This is a genomic window from Uliginosibacterium gangwonense DSM 18521 (assembly GCF_000373965.1).
GTDB lineage: Bacteria > Pseudomonadota > Gammaproteobacteria > Burkholderiales > Rhodocyclaceae > Uliginosibacterium > Uliginosibacterium gangwonense.
Window position 1 is genome coordinate 167,956 of sequence record NZ_KB892838.1, and the last position, 18,203, is coordinate 186,158.

Annotated in this window: 14 protein-coding genes; 4 read left to right on the forward strand and 10 right to left on the reverse strand. The window is 56.2% G+C overall.

Going from position 1 to position 18,203, the window contains the following annotated elements:
* Window positions 1-67 precede the first annotated feature (67 nt).
* The 6 genes from gmtX (B145_RS29475) to B145_RS0108145 all read right to left on the reverse strand — a co-directional run bounded on the left by gmtX (B145_RS29475) (window position 68) and on the right by B145_RS0108145 (window position 6,876).
* Entirely contained in the window at window positions 68-478 is a 411-nt protein-coding gene (gmtX, locus tag B145_RS29475; protein ID WP_018606530.1) for a gamma-mobile-trio protein GmtX, read from the reverse strand.
* Window positions 454-699, reverse strand: coding sequence for a gamma-mobile-trio protein GmtX (gmtX, locus tag B145_RS29480; RefSeq protein WP_018606532.1), 246 nt, complete (start codon window positions 697-699; stop codon window positions 454-456). Before gmtX (B145_RS29480) ends, gmtX (B145_RS29475) begins: the two co-directional genes overlap by 25 nt.
* Window positions 689-2,551: a gamma-mobile-trio integrase GmtZ gene (gene gmtZ, locus B145_RS29485; RefSeq protein WP_211209785.1), complete on the reverse strand. Its 1,863-nt coding sequence runs from the start codon at window positions 2,549-2,551 to the stop codon at window positions 689-691. The genes gmtX (B145_RS29480) and gmtZ overlap by 11 nt, the downstream gene beginning before the upstream one ends.
* A complete protein-coding gene (locus tag B145_RS29490) occupies window positions 2,548-3,645 on the reverse strand; it encodes a VPA1269 family protein (RefSeq protein ID WP_211209786.1) in 1,098 nt (365 codons plus the stop codon). The genes gmtZ and B145_RS29490 overlap by 4 nt, the downstream gene beginning before the upstream one ends.
* A 1-nt stretch (window position 3,646) precedes the next feature.
* Window positions 3,647-5,119, reverse strand: a complete 1,473-nt coding sequence (gene gmtY, locus B145_RS0108140) for a gamma-mobile-trio recombinase GmtY (RefSeq protein ID WP_018606534.1) — start codon at window positions 5,117-5,119, stop codon at window positions 3,647-3,649.
* Window positions 5,120-5,712: 593 nt separating this feature from the next.
* Window positions 5,713-6,876 carry a hypothetical protein gene (locus B145_RS0108145; RefSeq protein WP_018606536.1) on the reverse strand — a complete coding sequence of 388 codons (1,164 nt, stop codon included), beginning with the start codon at window positions 6,874-6,876 and terminating at the stop codon, window positions 5,713-5,715.
* Window positions 6,877-6,979: 103 nt separating this feature from the next.
* Between B145_RS0108145 and B145_RS0108150 the strand changes: the two genes are divergently transcribed.
* Window positions 6,980-7,213 carry a helix-turn-helix domain-containing protein gene (locus tag B145_RS0108150; RefSeq protein WP_018606538.1) on the forward strand — a complete coding sequence of 78 codons (234 nt, stop codon included), beginning with the start codon at window positions 6,980-6,982 and terminating at the stop codon, window positions 7,211-7,213.
* Window positions 7,214-7,581: 368 nt separating this feature from the next.
* Here B145_RS0108150 and adhE read toward each other — a convergent pair whose 3' ends face one another.
* A complete protein-coding gene (adhE, locus tag B145_RS0108155) occupies window positions 7,582-10,254 on the reverse strand; it encodes a bifunctional acetaldehyde-CoA/alcohol dehydrogenase (protein WP_018606540.1) in 2,673 nt (890 codons plus the stop codon).
* A gap of 402 nt (window positions 10,255-10,656) precedes the next feature.
* Here adhE and B145_RS24895 point away from each other — a divergent pair, with 402 nt between their 5' ends.
* From B145_RS24895 to B145_RS24905, 3 genes are read left to right on the forward strand one after another with little or no spacing between them, the layout of a single operon-like run.
* A complete protein-coding gene (locus tag B145_RS24895; RefSeq protein WP_157288324.1) occupies window positions 10,657-11,187 on the forward strand; it encodes a hypothetical protein in 531 nt (176 codons plus the stop codon).
* On the forward strand, window positions 11,184-12,710 hold the full coding sequence (locus tag B145_RS24900; protein ID WP_018606544.1) for an MATE family efflux transporter: 1,527 nt from the start codon (window positions 11,184-11,186) through the stop codon (window positions 12,708-12,710). Before B145_RS24895 ends, B145_RS24900 begins: the two co-directional genes overlap by 4 nt.
* A gap of 14 nt (window positions 12,711-12,724) precedes the next feature.
* Complete coding sequence (locus B145_RS24905; RefSeq protein ID WP_018606545.1) at window positions 12,725-14,908, forward strand: AMP-binding protein; 2,184 nt, start codon at window positions 12,725-12,727, stop codon at window positions 14,906-14,908.
* 353 nt (window positions 14,909-15,261) lie between these two features.
* Here the strand turns inward: B145_RS24905 and B145_RS0108175 are convergent, their stop codons facing one another.
* The 3 genes from B145_RS0108175 to B145_RS24910 all read right to left on the reverse strand — a co-directional run.
* Window positions 15,262-15,648, reverse strand: coding sequence for a hypothetical protein (locus tag B145_RS0108175; protein WP_018606546.1), 387 nt, complete (start codon window positions 15,646-15,648; stop codon window positions 15,262-15,264).
* Between the two features lie 67 nt (window positions 15,649-15,715).
* Window positions 15,716-16,219: an Imm21 family immunity protein gene (locus B145_RS0108180; RefSeq protein ID WP_018606547.1), complete on the reverse strand. Its 504-nt coding sequence runs from the start codon at window positions 16,217-16,219 to the stop codon at window positions 15,716-15,718.
* 3 nt (window positions 16,220-16,222) lie between these two features.
* The coding region (locus B145_RS24910; protein WP_281167662.1) for an RHS repeat-associated core domain-containing protein at window positions 16,223-18,203 on the reverse strand (1,981 nt) is incomplete at its 5' end.

Consider the following 18,203-nt stretch of genomic DNA (forward strand, 5'->3'; position numbering starts at 1 on the left):
CTATGCCAGTGACCGCTTTGGCCGAGATGCTGTCGGTGGAAGAATGGTCACTGTCCCGGTTCTGTACTTATTCCAAGATTTTCCGGATGGCCGAAACGAACCCGATCTTGAAGATCGCTCGGCCCTTGGCATTGAGGATTCGCCCGTGACTGTCCTGCTTCCACCCTTCGTCCTGCATTAGTTCATCACTGGTCGCGTGCCGCAGCGCTTCCTTCTCCGAGTCGGTGAGGCCGGTCGACGCAGGCAGGATCTGAATTGCATCCTGCCTTTGGTTAGCCGGTCTCGTTGTCTGGTCGATGATGACCTTGGTGTTCGCCTTGAGCAGATTCACCTCGCCACGCAGTCTTTTATTTTCGGCGAGCATCGCCCCCATGACAGCGCGAACCGCGGGATCAGGGATCTTGTTTAGAACGTCGTGAATCGGGTTCTCGCTGAGCTTACGTACCTTGCGGGTTACCCCCCCGTATGGCCGGCCCAAGCCCTGATCAAACCCTTGAAGTCGTCCCCTGTCTTGTTATGGATGGTTGATGTGACCGGGCCGCCGCGCTCTTGGGATATCTTAGAAATTGTTGCCACGGAGAAATCGGTACTACCGCGCTCATGCTGCTCCCGACATACGGCATGAATGATGTCGAGATTCTTCGCCTTGCGGGACGTCGTATTGGCCTTGAGCTGCTCCAGAAGTTCATCAGGATGCACTGCTGTCTCCTTTTGGGTGGGGTAGTGTCCGTTTGACGCGGGCCGCATCAATGATTTCGTAGGCAGGGGTGCCAGCCACCTTCTCTGCAAGCACGTCCCAGGTGTCATCAACGATGCCTAGGTCGCGCAGTCGGCGATGTCCTTCCACACATTCTAGCGCCCCCTTGATCGAGCCGGTGCGTGCTTGGATAAGTTGCATCACGGCATTGCCGGCGGCTAGTTGCTGCTCTGGAGTCAGGCGAAAGAAGATCGGCGGCATCTTATTGAACTCCAGCATGCAATCAAGCAACTGGCTGCGCCGTAGGGTCGGCTTGCGTGCATCGATCTCTGGATAAATAGTGGCGTTTTCGCAAAGAACTTCGAGCTGGTGCAGCTCTGAGGCTGTTTCGGTGAAGCCCATCTGAATGTCGTGCATCTCACCTACCGCCACGAGCTGCCCCCCCTCCTTATGGGCTTCCTTCATGATTTCCATCGAGCGAGCGATCAGGTAGTACGTGGCCTGCATGTCATTGACCAGCTTGCCCATCGCCTCTGATTCCGCTTCATAGCGCTGCGAGAGGCGTTCCAGTAAGCGGGCTTCGGTGAACAAATGACCGTCGCGCTGACAATCGGCACGTCGGTTTTCCAAAATGGAGACTTGCTCCTGGAGGTCGTTATGGCGCTCACTGCGTTCGTGCGCTTCGTAGCTGACGGTATTAAAGTGCGCCTGCAGACCAGGCAGGAAGGCTGGACCGGAAAGGAAGAAGCGACAGCGCACGCAGTTGCGCTCATTAGGGTAGCCTGGGACTGGGGCGTAGGTTGGCTCTGTCTGACGTTCCTTTATGCACGCCCCGCCCGCATCGCACATTGACCCGCCCACCGGGCAGAGGCCCTTGTCCTCGAAGACGAAAGTAGCTGCAGATTTGTGACCGACAGCGGCACGCATGGCGTCAACGCTGACGCTCGCAAAACGCTGGCTGACCTGCTCCATGCTCGCATCCATCAAGAAACGTCGGTGGCTGGCTTCGTCGATTGCCAGCGTATTACGCTCGGCGACGTTCAGTACCTCTTTCATGTAGGCGTGGCCGAATTTCGTATAGTACAACGTCATTATGACGCGAGAGTGGCCGGCAATCAGCTTGGAGACCACGACGAGGGGCAACTGCAAATCAAGTATCAGGTAGCTGATCAAAGACACTCGCAACGCATGAAGCGGGAAGTACGTCGCTTGGTCGCGGTCGTGATCTACAAACTGGATCGGCGTACCGCCGTCCAGCGTTTCATCTCGCGCTAGGCAGCATTGTTCGAGTCGAGCGAGAAGCCGATACCAGATACGGGAGAGTGAATTATCGCCCAGAGGCTTTTGCCGGTCGTCGTGCTTTGCCGCAGCATCGCGGAATAGGAAGCAGGCGCTCCCGCGGGCCTCCAGCACCTCCGGGTGCGGTGGTGTGCAACCGAAGTGCTTCGCCTCCAGTGCAGCCCACGCCATTGGTTCATTGATCGGGTTGTAGCGTTCCTGCCAGCAGCGCAGCTTCGCTAGCCAATACAACACCGTCTCGTGCGCCCAAGGGATGACATAGCCCTTAGCGTTCTCCGCCTTGTTAATGTCGGCGGTCTTGTTGGTATTGATGAATAGGCCCACGCCGGACTCGTTGACGTGGCGGTGAAATACACCGCGCTGATAGGGTCGTGTAGCGCTGCCGGTGGAAAACGGGACGTCATTGGGCTCAAAAGAGCCGCCCCTTGGGTCGTGTACATAGCGCCATGTATCCGCCTCACCAGAGTCCAGCATCCGTACCTGAAACGTGCGCAGCGGCAGTTCCAACTTAAGATAAAGAGCCACGGCGCGCACCGGGGACCACAGCTCGGTCACACAAGGCGGCAGCTTGAGTTTTTTTGCTCATAAAGGGTAGAGTTTCGCTCGCGCCACACGCAGTCCGGATCATTTCGGTTGATGAGTTTGGGATCAACCACGAACCAGTCGCCCCCCGATGTTCCGCCGTCCGTCACCTGCTGAGCCCACCCCCAGTCGCGAAAGTTTGGACCTTCGGCGAGCAGCATGCGCAGTTCTTTGATGTAGCGGATAGACAGTGCTGCCTTGACAGTTTCCGTCGGGGTGGCGAGGCCAGACGTGGACAGTCGAGCAATCGGGTTGTGCAGGTTGGGCAGAATAGCCCGGTGGCCGTACTCATCGTCGATGGAAAGTTTTTCGACGAGCACCCAGTCGAGGAAGTCGGCGGCATAGTTATTGTGTTTAATCTCCCCTGCAGCTAACTGGCCAACCGCACCATAGGTTTTCCGCTTGACAAGGACCTCACTAAAATTTGGCTTGGGCGTGCTGCGTTTGAGGAACTCGATGGGATGGTGCGGCAGCTCGCAGCCTACGAGGTAATCAATCAGGAAGCAGTCGAGGGCATTGCGGCGTAGATGAACGGCTGTTTTCTGGGCCCCCAGCCACTCGGCGGCCAGCGCCTGCCAGTGCCCCATGCGCGGATCTCGTTCGGTGACATACGTGAAGCTCAGATCGGATATCTTGCCGACTTGTTTGAGTCGAATGCGGGGAAAGGGATGTTTCAAGTGCGTCGGCACCACCCGATAGCCTTCGGAATCGGGCTCAGCTAGCTCAGTACGCAGCACCCAATCGAGAAAATCGCTGATGGTGTCGTACTGAATTTTTTGGCTCGCTTCTTGGAGGGGCACTTGGTTCAGCGTTTTCCACAGGTCGGGCAGGCCGGAGCCTGCCTCGAACAAAGTGATGGGACGCGTGTCCAATTGCAGCGCGTGCAGGTAGCGAACGAAGAAGGTGACGACTGCAGTGGCCCTGTTGCGGGTTGCTTTCTGAGTTAGCCACCACTCGGCGGCGAGCGCCCTCCAGCCCTCAAGGGCCGGATCGAGCACCAGCAAGAAGCGAAACTCAGGATCGAAATTTAGGTTGGTGCCGCGTATTGTTGATCTTGGGCTTGCCAACTCACCTTCTCCTCAATAATTTTGGATCCGTGCCACTAATCAGCCCCAGAGGATCAATATCCTTGAAACCGTAGGAGAGGAAGTCGGGGGGCGGCAGGACGCTGCCGGTTTTCTCACGTTCCGCAGCAGCGCCCAGCGCGCGTACGAGCTTGACACGGTCCGGTTCTGTGTAGACGACCTGTGATTCCAGTGATTTGTGATGCAACGCTTTCTTCCGGAAGATCGGATCGATCTCGGCATCAGCCAGCGCCTGACCGTAGGCGTGACGGTGGCCGTGCGGTGTGGTACCCAAGGCTTTGGCTGCCTGCAATCCAATGCGTTCCACGGCACGGCGATACTGGCGCTCGAAGGAGTCAATGGCGTACGGGCTGCCTTTCAGAGTCACGAAGGCAAAGGGATGGTCGCAGTCCAGTTGCGCCCGCTGTGCCATGCACAGCACCCAGAGCTTCCAGAACAATTCGCCAGCCCACTGCGGAAACCAGTTCACGTACATGAAATGTTCTTTGGAATCAAGCGCATTACCTTTCCAACCAGCAAAAAGCTGATCGCTCAGGGCGTACTCATTTCGCGGACGCAGGGCGTACTTGCCGTTCAGGTAGGCCTGTCGGTTGCATTGAGTCGGCTTACCCTTGGCATCCAGCCAATCAGGTGGCGCGGTGCCCTGACTCGGGTGGAAGATGCGCACCAAGGCTCGATCTGCATGCACCGGGTCAGGCAACACGTCATGCACGTAGAGTTGAAACGGCTCTGACATACGCAAGCCACCGTAATGCATTAGCATCGTGATCAGAATGTCGCGCAGGTTAAGCCGTTCTTCAAGACGCGGACTTTTCTGCCTGCCAGGGACGATGAAGCCCTTGAATAGCAACTCGTGTATGCACTCGTCAGAAAAGCGTTTGACTGGCTCATGGTCAATCACCGGCGTACGTTTGAGTAGGGCATTGCGGGCACGGGTCATGGTCAGCGAGGCGGTTTCCCTGTCCCACGTATGGGCCAGAAAGGCGCGGTCGCGCTTTTGGTACCAGGCTGCCCAGGCCAGCATTTCCTCGCTGTGCGTGGCGTCCCTCCATGGGTTGAGTGGCTTGGTGTTTAGTTCGCGCGCCATCCAGTCCGAGAAGCCCGAAACACTGTTCGCCAGCATCCGCACCACAGCGGGGTTGCGCCCCAGCCAGTACAGTCCACTGGGGTCGACGCCATCCGCCCCCACCGTTCCAGTAGTCAAACGCTGGGCAAAAGCTTCAAACAAATCCTTGGGGTCATCGAAGCAATCGTGGTTCGCCGACATGTAGTCGAGAAGTAGGCCCACGGCTTGTGCGGTCTTGGTCATCCACGCACTGCTGCGCACCTGCGCGTGAGCGAGAAAGTAGTTGACCAAGGGTTTCAACGGGCCATGCTCAGTAAGGATGACGGGAATTTCCATTACCACGCCGGTGTTGTCTCGATGTACCTTGCCGCGAATAGTGGTGTGTAGCATCAATTCATCCTTTCAAACTGCTCACGCAGCAATGCACACACAACAATTCAACCTAATAGCGTTCTTCATACCTTTTCGAACCTCGTATCTATGTGCTACAGCTCCAGAGTTATGCCATCTTTAGCGTCCTCTGTTGTCTGCTGCTTGGCCCTCTTGGTACGAGGTTTGAACTCGTACCTACCTTGCCACAGTTTCTGAATGTCATTTCCAATGAAGCTCGGCTATGGACGTAATGTCTTGGGCTGACGTCCAACGACGCGCACGGGGCAGATTGGTTCTCATTCGAGATGAAATCATATAGTCAATTATGCAATCTTTCTCGAGCCAGAAACGTCTCAAGTCGGCTGTAGATAAATCTCAGCGCGCATTGACAGTTCATGGTGCTAAGAATTGGGAATTCGGCCAAGTAACTGTGTTGTGGCCTGCAGGTCAGTTGCTATACAACGCAGTCACACGGGCTCGCGAACGATGCTTGGTTCTTGTTAAGGCGAGCAAAGCGCTGCAGCTGCTACCCTTTTTGTAAAGTCTTTTGATTGAGTCGCCTAGATTTTCTAAAATATTTTGGAGAAATCTCAAGAGAGCTGTTGGCCGCGCTAGCAAGCGGAGTTCGCTATCGGAGATGTATAAAAACCAATTTCTCCATGCCGTAGAAAAACTTCGTGAAGTACATGGCTCACCTGCGACCGGCCATGCTGAAAATTTCGATGAAAGCCTTTGATCAGCCAATGCTCGGTCCGCGAACGATCAGCACGACGTTGGCATGCTCCTATCAGGAAGTTTGCCGCGTGATGAACTGAGATTCGTTTGCGGGCGCGATAGTCCGTTGCATCTGCTGCGCTGGCCCAGATGAGTTGATAGCACTGAGATACCGAGAAGTCCCGCAGCAGGTTTTCAATCAAAGCGTAAAGCGCAATAGCGCCGGGCATCGGCAGATCTCTTTTCTGGACGCTATATTTGCAGAACTCCCAACATTCCGCTGCGGCTAGCCTTTTCCAGACAAGATGGCAGTCAGCAAGCCAGGCTTCCGGCCAGGAAGACGAAGCGACTAAACATTCAAGCTGCCGGATGAAACCTGGCGGGTCAGGAAAAAGCATCGCCCAGTGTGCAGACTCCATCTGCCAGCCTTGATCGTCCCCCGTCGTTACAAAAGTCCCTGCAGGTGAGTTCGGTAGCGGCGCGACCAAGCAGTACTCCAGCAATACGTCGAGAAGCTGTCTTTGAATCTCGGCATCCTGGGGCGCAAATGAAATGACTGAATTACGGATGGCGCCAACAGAACTGTCATCCAACCAACCGCCGCAGCGAACCAGACTGAGAAGAGCAATCGCAGCTTCAGCACTGAGCTGATCTGGCGTGATTTTCAGCGGAGCATATGACCAACGGCATGTACAGAAATTGGCAATAGCCTCTCGGTCTTGGCGTTCTTTCTCCTGAACGGCCAAGCGACGCGCCGCACTGCAAGTGGCGCAGGTGCAACGAGGCGTTTCAACATGAAGGCATGCACTACACCGAGCAGGCGAAGTCATTTTCCCGCGCATCCCGGTGCGTGAGAGACGCGGTACAATAAGCGGCTCACTACACATAGGGCAATCACGGCCAGCTTCGTCAGGCGGGAAGTGACGCCACAAGTCCCCCGGGCGACAAGTGACATCGAATTCTTTGAGCAACGCCACCACGTTTTCGCCTGCGTAGTAGCGGTCGATCAGACCTTGCAAAACCTTGGCGTCCAGATGTTCAAGCAGCTGTTGATTAGGCATGCAGGATGTCTCGCGCTGGAAAACGACGAAATATAGACAATACGCCTTGATTTGTCACTCATAGAGCGTCGCCTCAAAGAGGACGAATTCCTAGCATCGCGCTATGGAAACCTCGCTCACTCCGGAACAGCAAGCCGATCTGCAAACCTTTGGCCGACGCTTGGCTGAAATCCGCAAGGCGCGCGGTTGGTCTCAGGAGAGGCTGGCGCTGGAGAGCGGCTTGGCACGCAGCTATCTGGGCGGAATCGAGCGCGGTCAACGAAACGTCGCCCTCCTGAATATTCTAAAGCTGGCCCGCACCCTTGAATGCGATCCCGGTGAGCTGTTCCGCACCTGAAGCCCAAACCTGCCGCGCTGCGCTTGCCTTCTGACCCTCGCCGCTACGCGGCGCGCGTCCAGACTCTGTTCGGGTTTAACCCCGATTGTAAAAGCTGAGATCAAACCCAACATCAAACCCGGACCAGCACCGCTGACCAGAGTTTTAATGCGCGCCGGATGAATAGTAAGTCTGTTACTAATGGTTGCTGAAATACACCATAGCTAACTGTTGCTCAGATAAAAAACGCCACTTCTGCAATCCAGAAGTGGCGTTTTCAGTACCTAATAGTAACGACTACCTACACCATATAACCGAAAGAATCGTCCCCTTTTTAATTCTCTGGCGACAGCCCCGCACAGGCAGGGCCGAGCCTCTGATCAGAAAGATCAGGCCTTGCTCTTCTCGGCCTTTTCAACCTTCTCAGCCTTTGCTACCTTGGTTTCCTTTTCGCTGCGAACATACTCTTCAACGTAAGGACGCCCGTAGTAGCTATCCAGCAGCAGTTGCTTGAGTTCGCTGATCAGCGGGAAGCGCGGGTTGGCACCGGTACATTGGTCATCGAACGCATCTTCGGCCAGCTTGTCGACCTTGGCCAGGAAGTCGGCTTCTGACACACCGGCAGCCTGAATCGACAGCGGAATGTTCAGTGTCTTCTTCATGTCTTCGATCCACTCGATCAGCTTCTCGACACGTTCGTGGTCACGGTTGGCTTCCAGGCCCAGATGCTTGGCGATCTGAGCGTAACGGGCCACGCCCTTCGGACGGTCGTATTGGCTGAATGCGGTTTGCTTGGTCGGGATATCGGCAGCGTTGTAGCGCACGACATTCGAGATCAGCAGTGCGTTGGCCAAACCATGGGCGAGGTGGAACTCGGAACCCAGCTTGTGAGCCATCGAGTGGCAAACCCCCAGGAAGGCATTGGCAAACGCGATACCAGCGATACATGCGGCATTGTGCACTTGCTCGCGGGCCTTCGGATCCTTGGCACCATTAAGGTAGGAAGACGGCAGGAACTCTTGCAGCAGCTTGAGCGCTTGCAGTGCCTGGGCATCCGAGTACTCGTTGGCCAGCACGGAAACGTAGGCTTCCAAAGCGTGGGTCACGGCATCGATACCACCAAAAGCGGTCAGCACCTTCGGCATGTTCATCACCAGATTGGCGTCTACGATGGCCATGTTCGGGGTCAGTTCGTAGTCGGCAATCGGGTACTTGGCGCCGGTCTTCTCGTCGGTCACCACGGCGAACGGGGTAACTTCGGAACCCGTACCGGAAGTCGTCGGCACCGCCACCAACATAGCCTTGGTCCCCATCTTCGGGAACTTGTAGATACGCTTGCGGATGTCCATGAAGCGCAAAGCCAAATCTTCGAAGTGGACTTCAGGGTGCTCATACATCACCCACATGATCTTGGCCGCATCCATGGGCGAACCACCACCCAGGGCCAGGATCACATCCGGCTGGAAGGCGTTGGCCAGACTCAATGCCTTGCGCACAACAGCCAGGGTCGGGTCAGCGGCGACTTCGAAGAACACTTCGACTTCCATGCCTTGCTTCTTGAGCAGGCGCACGGTGTCGTCCACATAACCGTTTTCAAACAGGAAACGGTCGGTCACGATCATGCAGCGCTTCTTGCCTGCGAGGTCTTCCAGTGCAACAGGCAAGCAACCACGACGGAAATAGATGGACTTCGGAAGTTTATGCCACAGCATGTTTTCTGCTCGCTTCGCAACGGTTTTCTTGTTGATGAGGTGCTTCGGTCCGACGTTTTCGGAAATCGAGTTCCCACCCCAAGAACCGCAGCCCAGCGTCAGCGACGGCGCAAGGTTGAAGTTATACAAGTCACCAATACCACCGTGCGAAGAAGGCGTATTGATCAGGATACGGGCCGTCTTCATGCGTTCGCCAAACTTCTGCACGCGTGCCGGTTGCAAATCCTGGTCGGTGTAGAGTACCGAGGTATGGCCGATACCGCCCAATGCAACCAGGGCTTCAGCCTTGGAGACAGCATCTTCAAAGTCAGTTGCGCGATACATTGCCAACGTGGGCGAAAGCTTTTCGTGGGCAAAGACTTCGTCATGCCCCACGGAGATGACTTCACCAATCAAAACCTTGGTGTAGGCCGGCACGGTGATGCCAGCCAGTTCAGCAATGCGCAGGGCGGATTGGCCCACGATGTTGGCGTTCAGTGCGCCATTGACATGGATCACCTTGCGGACAGCTTCGGTTTCCTTCTTGTTCAGGATGTAGCCACCGTGCTTGATGAAGCGGTCATGCACTGCATCATAGACGGAATCAACCACGATCACGGCTTGCTCAGAAGCACAAATCACGCCGTTGTCGAAGGTCTTGGACATCAGGATCGAAGCCACAGCACGCTTGATGTCAGCCGTTTCGTCGATCACCACCGGGGTGTTACCTGCACCCACGCCGATCGCGGGCTTGCCGGACGAGTAGGCAGCGCGAACCATGCCTGGGCCGCCAGTGGCCAGAATCAGGTTGATGTCGGGGTGATGCATCAGGTTGTTGGACAGTTCCACCGTTGGCTCATCGATCCAGCCAATGATGTCTGCCGGGGCGCCAGCGGCTACGGCAGCATCCAGCACAATACGGGCGGCTTCGCAGGTGGAGCGCTTGGCACGGGGGTGCGGGCTGAACACGATGCCGTTACGGGTCTTCAACGCCAGTAGTGACTTGAAGATGGCAGTAGACGTCGGGTTGGTCGTCGGGATGATCCCGCAGAGGATGCCGATGGGTTCGGCAATGGTCACGGTGCCGAAGCTGTCGTCTTCAGACAGGATGCCACAGGTCTTGTCATCCTTATACTTGTTGTAGATGTACTCGGAAGCGAAGTGGTTCTTGATCACCTTGTCTTCAAGCACACCCATACCGGTTTCTTCAACTGCACGGCGCGCCAGAGGGATACGGGCATCTGCGGCAGCCAGAGCGGCAGCACGAAAGATCGCATCAACCTTTTCCTGCGTGAACGAGGCATATGCCTGCTGAGCTTTTTTGACTCGCGCAACGAGTGCGTCGAGCTGCTCCTTGTTGGTTACGGCCATGATGACTTCTCCTAAATGGAAATGAAAAAAATCTTTAGTCTGGAAGCGCTTCCTGGAATGTCACATCAGGAATGCATCTGCAAAACCGCAGGGGCCTGGGCCTCACCTGTAACGATTCTGTTTCAGACGCTTCGCTTCTCCTGCAAATCCTTGTCCGGCTTGTTTCTTCAATGTCTGCCGTGCGTTGTTTATGACTATAGCACCCTTAGTTTTAAATTCGAACCAACTTAAATCAAAAACCCCCGTCCATACGTCCTAGGGCTTTCCCTTATATATAGATAAATCCTGTGATGAAAACAGCTGAAATCAAACCAGGAAGAACGTAAACTGTGCAATCACTCAAGTTAGTCGATCACGATGTCCAACGCCAATCCAGATTCACCCTCATATCAAGCAGATGTTTTGCTTAAACGCAAAGCTGGACGTTGGGCCTTGGGCGTCATTGCTGCCTTACTGCCCACCATTCCGTGCTTTGTTTACTTTCTGCCGCTGTGGAACAAGTTGATCGCCTTAGGCACTCTGCCCTTCATGTTTGCGGCCTTGGGTCTGGGGCTGGTCTTGTCGGTAGGGCCTGTTGCAGTGGTAGTCTGCAGTTTGGTCGCACTCTTTTTACGCATAGAGGCCTGCTACGTGGAAGGCGCCTTGCCTAAACGTACTGTGTTGGATTGTGTCGCGATTGCCACCGGCATGCTGGTCACTTTCGCCCCCGCCCTGGCAGCCCTGTATGTGCCGGTCAAGGCCATATTGACTGGCTACATCGCTTTCCGTGGCCCCGGCCAGCAGTACCCCATGCAGGCAGACCCATATGGATTCTGGCAAGCGGTGGGGTTCTGGCTGATGGGCGTCGCCACCTTGGCCTTTTTGGCTGGCGTCTATTGGCGTTCCCGCTGGCTGCGCAGAAAACAGCAACTGGCCCCACAGCAAGCAGCATGAGCGTCCTTGCCCTGCATGGTGATCGCCACAAGGCGATCCTGCGGCATGCTTCGCCCATCCTGATTGCACAGTTGGCCTCCATCAGCACAGCCATGGTTGATACGGTGGTGGCCGGGCGTTTCAGCACAGTTGATCTGGCCGCTGTCGGGGTGGGCAACGGGCTCTATATTTCCATCATGCTGGCTGGTGCCGGGATCGTGCAGGGGCTCACGCCCATCGCTGCCCATCACTATGGCGCCAAGCGTTTTGATGACCTGCGCCCCTGCTTTCAGCAAGGCATCTGGCTGTGCCTGTTTCTGGCTCTGTGCGGGATTGTTGCACTCTCCATGCCAGACTGGATTCTGGCCGCCAACCATGTCTCACCGGAAGTGGCCGAGCGCACACGTGACTACCTCGCAGTAGTGGCCGGGAGCCTGCCGGGGGTACTGATCTACCGAACCTGTGGCGGCATGCTCAACGCATTGGGGCGGCCACGGATGCTGATGTTCTTTGGCCTGAGCAATGCAGTCAGCCACCTCATCCTGGCCCCCACCCTGGCCTTTGGTTGGCTGGGTATCCACCCGCTTGGCGCAGTGGGATGCGCCACATCAATGCTGATCAACACCAGTCTGCTTGCATTAGGTGGGCTGTTTTATCTGGCCCGATCCGCTTGGGGAAGAGATTTCCATCTATTTGACGCTTGGCAACGCCCCAATCTAACCCGCCTGAAGGAAATCCTCCACCTGGGCTTGCCGATCGGGATGTCGACGTTTGTGGAGATGACCTGCTTTGCCTTGATCAGCTTGCTGGTAGCCTCTCTTGGTGCCAATCAGGTGGGTGCCAATCGCGTGGTCAGCAACTTCGTCGGCCTGTGCTACATGCTGCCCCTGTCCATTTCGATTGCCACCCTCACCCTGGTGGGGCAGGCTGCCGGAGCAGGAAATACCTCTGGCCTTCGTCAGACCATCAAAGCGGGCCTTCAACTGGGTGGGGGCACTTCCATGGTATTGGGATGCCTGCTTTGGCTGCTCTCCCAGCCCATCGTCCTGCTCTACACGCCAGACCCGGCTGTGCGCAGCATCGTCCTGCAACTGATGTTGATCATCGCCTGCAACCAGTTCTTTGATGCAATGCAGACCATTGCCGCACAAGCTCTGCGGGGCCTGAAAATCGCCAAGGGACCCATGCTGGTGCACATCATCTGCTTCTGGGGCGTGGGACTGCTGGGGGGCTGGCTGCTGTGCTATCGTGGCTTGCCGCTGCTAGGCATCGGGCCGCAAAACCTTGCTGGGTTCTGGCAAGCCAGCCTTTTGGCTACCATGCTGGCAAGTATTCTGTTCGGCGGCATGTTATGGCGCACCATCCAGAGGATGAAGCCCGCCAGCGGGCAAAATGCCATACATTCCTGCGAGAAATCATGTCATCTATCCCCCGAAAGTGGTAGCCTCCCGGCGCATAATCGGGGAAAGTATAAAATTCTTGCCCCAGACACGCCTGTCCAGCGTAAAACACCAGACGCAGGCAACGAACACACCAGAGGATGAGGATGAAGTCTCTCATGCGCGCATTTTTGCGCATCACGCTGCGTTTTCTGTTTCGCGTGCGAATCGAAGGCAATCTTGCCGAGCTATCAAACGACCGTCTGCTGGTCGTAGCCAATCATGAATCCTTTCTTGATGGTTTGCTGCTCGCGCTCTTCCTGCCCATCAACCCGGTCTTCGTTATTCACCGCAGCGTGGTGCAGAACGCCTTTTTCCGGTTTGTACTCACCCAGGTAGAATACCTGCTGGTCGACCCCATCTGCCCGATGGGCGTCAAGACGGTCATCCAACTCGTCAGCTCAGGGCGCCCCGTCGTGATTTTTCCCGAAGGGCGTATCACCGATACCGGCTGCCTGATGAAAGTCTATGATGGCCCCGCATTTGTGGCCGTAAAAACAGGCGCCACGATAGTCCCCGTGCGTTTGAACGGCACGTCACGCACATACTTCTCACGCCTGTCAGGCGAACATCCACGGCAGATCTTCCCCCAGGTCACCATCTCGGTTTTATCAGGACGCAAGATCCCGGCCCCCTCCGATAGCTCCCCCAAGGATCGCCATCACCACGCTGGGGACGCCATGCGGCGCCTGATGCAGGAAATGCTTTTTGTCACCCAGCCGATTTCACCGCTGTTTGACACACTGGTTGATTGCGCACAGATTTTTGGCCGCAACCGCATCATGGTTGAGGACGTCAAGAGCCAGCACAGCTATGGCGCCTTGATCCGCATGGCGCTGATGCTGGGCCGCCTGCTCTGCCGCCACACACAGCAGGGCGAGCACGTCGGAGTGATGATGCCCAACATCGCGGCCACCCTGGGCCTGCTATTTGGCCTGACGGCGTTTCGTCGCATCCCGGCGCTTCTTAATTACACCTCAGGTTCCGAGGGCATCCAGTCGGCCTGTATTGCAGGCCGCATGCGCACGCTCATCACCTCTCGCGCTTTTATCGAGCAGGCAGAATTGCAGGAAAAGATTGATGGGCTCCAAGACATCAACGTCCTCTATCTCGAAGACCTGCGCCCGCAACTCACATTTGGCGACAAACTCTGGTGGGCAGGCTACGCCCGTTGGTGGCCCAAGAAGGCTGCCGCGCCAGGGCGGGACAAGGAAGAAACTGCAGTGATTCTGTTTACCTCCGGTTCGGAAGGTAAACCCAAAGGGGTTGCGGTCTCACACCGGGCCATCGTCTCGAACGTAGCGCAGATGCGCTCCTCCATCGACTTCTCGCTGCAAGACAAATTCTTCAACGCGCTGCCCTTGTTCCACGCTTTTGGCCTGACAGCCGGCGCCATGGTGCCCGTGCTCTCTGGCGCACCCCTGTTCCTGTACACCTCTCCCCTGCACTACAGGGTGATCCCCGAGCTGGCCTATGACCGCAATTGCACGGTGATGATTGGAACCGCCACCTTCCTGAGCAATTACGCCAAACACGCGCATCCCTATGATTTCTTCCGCATGCGCTATGTGATCTCCGGTGCCGAAAAACTTAGTCAGAACACCCGCGAACAATGGATCGAACGTTTCGGCATCCGCATCATGGAAGGTTACGGCGCCACAGAAACCGGCCCGGTGCTCTCGGTCAACACCAACATGGCTTATCGCAGTGGTTCAGTCGGGCAATTCCTTCCCTGCATTGAACACAAAGTATTGCCCATTCCCGGCATTACACGTGGCGGCACCTTGCATGTGCGCGGCCCCAACATCATGACGGGCTACTATCATCTGAACAAACCCGGCGAGCTTGAACCGCTGGGATCAGAGCTTGGCCCCGGCTGGTACAACACAGGCGATGTGGTTGAAGTCGACTCTGACGGCTACATCCATATCATCGGGCGCGTCAAACGCTTTGCCAAAATTGCAGGCGAGATGGTCTCGCTGGAAACATCTGAACGCCTTGCCGTGGCCGCCAGTCCCGGTGCCATGCATGCCTGCGTGTCGCAAACCGATCCCCGCCGGGGCGAAAATATCATCCTCTTCTCAACAGATCGGGATCTGACCCGTGATCGTCTGGTCGCCGCGGCCCGCCAACTTGGCATCCCGGAACTCGCTGTTCCGCGCCGTATCGTGCCGCGCGACGCCCTGCCATTGCTGGGCTCGGGCAAAACGGACTATGTCACACTCAAGCTTCTGGCCGAAGCCGTCGATCCTTTGGGTGGCATATCACAGGAATCGGAAGCCGTTGAAACATATGGCAGCTAATTACAACAAAAAGCAGCCTTTTCAATTTCTTCGTTGGGAGGTTCAAATATGTCCTCCCGATCAACCCGCTTCCGTTTTCAATGCTTTCCCACCATACCGACAGGTGAAATCGGCGGAATAGGCACTCAGCGCTTAACAGAAAGGACCTTGCGATCAAACGCCTGTTTTTTCGGCGATAAAGTCAAGAGCCCTCACTTGCCCCCCAATGTAAAAACTCAGAGCGCGTCTCTTGACCTAATCTTTCGGCCCACTACACGTATCCCCCAAACGCTCCCCTACTTGCTTCCTCTGCAGCCAAATACCACTTGCCAGTGGTATTTGGCACGTAAAGCAAAGGCGCATCGCATTATCGGCTACTTGATCTGGCAACTCTCAAAAGGGATATAGTTGGTCCCCGAAGAAAATCCCATCTCGCATTCAGCCAGAATCTGTTGCCCCGGCTGAATGTTTGCTAACGCATCCTCATCGTCAAACACAAGGCGCGCCAACTCTTTCCCGTTGGCCTTCGCCCCCACCGACAAGAAGGCATCCCCAGACATGCTATCCCGGACTTCCAGCGCCACAGCCTGAAGCTTGATGCTCTGCCCATATTCCGGCAAATTCAAAGTGGAATTTCCATCCTTGACGAAAGCACGGTAGAGATTGTCGATTTTGGCAATCCCGCTTTTATCTTTTGCGTAAGCCGTACAAGCAAGCCCTACAAGAATAACAGCGACCAACAGTTTCTTCGTAGATTTCATCGTTACCCCCTGAGAATTAAAACCTCAGGCCATGCAGTCATGAGTAGCAAGAGATTATCCGCAATTTTCACGGCCGCACGGCAGCAATAGCGTGCACCAATAGAGATGTCCTAGACGTAGGTTGGTAGATGAAAGTGGAAACCTCGTTTTCGCCAAAATTCGTTGCGAATCTCAGACATTTGGTAGCATCGAATGTATCCACGGCGTCGAACATAACAAGTAGCAGATCGCTCCAGTTGACCGTCAATTTTTCGACAAGGTCCATCTTGCTGAAATCGATTTGCTCGATTGCAGCTCGCACATCCGCCTCACTATCAGCCCACTTCCAGCGAACAATCAGTTGGTGGCTGTCCGACGTAGCGATTGCAGTTTGCAGCGGCTCATCACCCAAAACAAGCACATCTGATCCATGTAATGCCAACTTGCAAGTGTAGTCAGCAGATTGGCAGGCCAGATCGTAGTCAGATGGATTTCCACGCATACCATTCCATAGCGGTGCTTTTGCTTCCTCAGTGACCACTAATGGCCCGCCTGAGCTGTTCATCCAGTCTGAAATAACGTACTTGCTCATTGACTATTCCTCCTCTTTGTGACTATTCCTCCTCTTTGCTTGCGTGACTTGACCAGCCTGCTTGAGACTGCAACGCTTACAGTGAGGATACAGGCGCTGGGGATCCCCCTGCTCGTTTAGCGCGTTCGGGGTTTGGTGGTCGAGAATAAAATCACCACTTTTCGTACCCGGATCTTTAGAACCACATGTGTGGCAACCGTCTCGATATCCGATCGCGTTGATCTGCTGCCTTTCTGCCAAGGTGAAGTCACGCGCAGGGCCGCGTGCGGGTATGGATTCTGTAGCGAAGGGACCCGGCTTCAAGGTTTCGTCGCTTGCGAGGCCAAGCGGGTCAATCCACCGAATCGGATTCGGTGCGTACTGATAGATGTTCATCCCCCCCGCCAATCCAATCGGATCCTTGGATACAAACCTCCCTGTATGCGGGTCGTAGTAACGGTGGCGATTGTAGTGCAGTCCGGTCTCATGGTCGAAGTATTGGCCTTGGAACCGGATGTTCGTAGTCAGTCCGGCTTTGCGTCGGGCGGTGCTGATGAGTTCTTGGGCTTGCCCCCAGGCTTTGTAGTGGGCACTCCAAACGAGGTTTCCTTCGTCGTCGGTAAGTTCCTGCGGGGTGCCCAGGTGGTCGCAGTGGTAGTAGGCGGTGTGGGTGAAGGCTTGGTCTGCTGCGGCATCCATTGGGGTGTATTCCCAAGGAGCTTCGATCTTGCTGCGGATGGGGAGCCGGATGGGGCGATCGGTCGCCGCTTGCATCAGCGGAACGAAGCTTTCCGGCTCATACAGGTAGTGGGTGGTGTGGTGATCCGCACCGCTGGTGACGGTGGGGACTTTGCTTTCCCAGGCGAGCAAGCTGCCGTCCCAGCCGTAGAGGGTGAGGCCGTAGCTCTTTTCTTGGGCGATGCGCCGTTGTTCGTTTTGGGCGTAGAGCGGGCCATCACTGCTGGCGCTGATGACAATCGCCTGACTGTGTTTGCTGATCCGTCGCCCTAAGGCGTCGTATTGGTAGCTGACTTCGACTTGGGCATTGCGGCTGCGTTCGAGTCTCCCCAAGGGGTTCCATTGGAATTGGGTGACTTCACCATTCAGACGCCGGGTGGTGAGGTTGCCCAAGCCATCATAGGTGTTGTGTTGGCCGGCGTACTGTTTGAGAAGGTTATCGAGTAGCCGTGAGCTTGTGTTGGCTTGGCCGAAGTGTCCGGCTCTTGGGTGACGCATGGCGTCATCCGTGGCGCTATAGGTAGTGCCGTTGTTGCCTTCGGCACCGAAGCGGCGTTCGCCACTGCGGGCATCTGCGTCCTGATCCAGGAGGTTGCTGGCCGGGTCGAAGGCGAAGGTTTCCCGGCCCAGGGGGCTTTGGGCTTCGATGAGGCGGCCGATGGGGTCGTAGCGGTAATTGAGCGTGCCCCGGCGGCTGTCCTGGATGCCTTGGAGTTGGCCAGCGGCGTCATACTGGTAGCGGCGTTGAATGTTGGTAAACCCGTGTGTGCTCGGTGTGGCTGCCGCGCCTGTGCTGGCGTTGTAGGCTTGTTTGTCCGGATTGGCCGGGCTGGCTTTGAGGACTTGTTCAAGGAGTCGCCCTACGGGGTCGTATTGGCGCTGCTGTTGGAGCTGGTTGTTCTGGCTGCGCAGGATTTCACGGTGGAGATCATCGCGTTCAAAGGCGATGGCTTCTTGTCCGTCGAGCTGCAGGCCGTGGACATGGCCACTGCCGTAGCGCAGCCAGTCGATGCTGTGACCATCGGGGCGGTGGGTGCGGGTGCGATTGCCCAGGGGGTCGTATTCGTGACGCCAGACGGCCAGCCGGTCTTGTTCGGTGTAGGCGTGGTGTTCGCGCACCATGCGTCCGGCTTCGTCATAGAACCATTGGAGGTGGCTGTGGGCATTGGCAGCCAGGAGCAGGCGTCCGTTGCCATCATAGGCAAACTCTTCACGGTGCAGCACACCGGCTTGCTCGGGGCTGCTGGGGCGCCCCTGGGCATCCAGG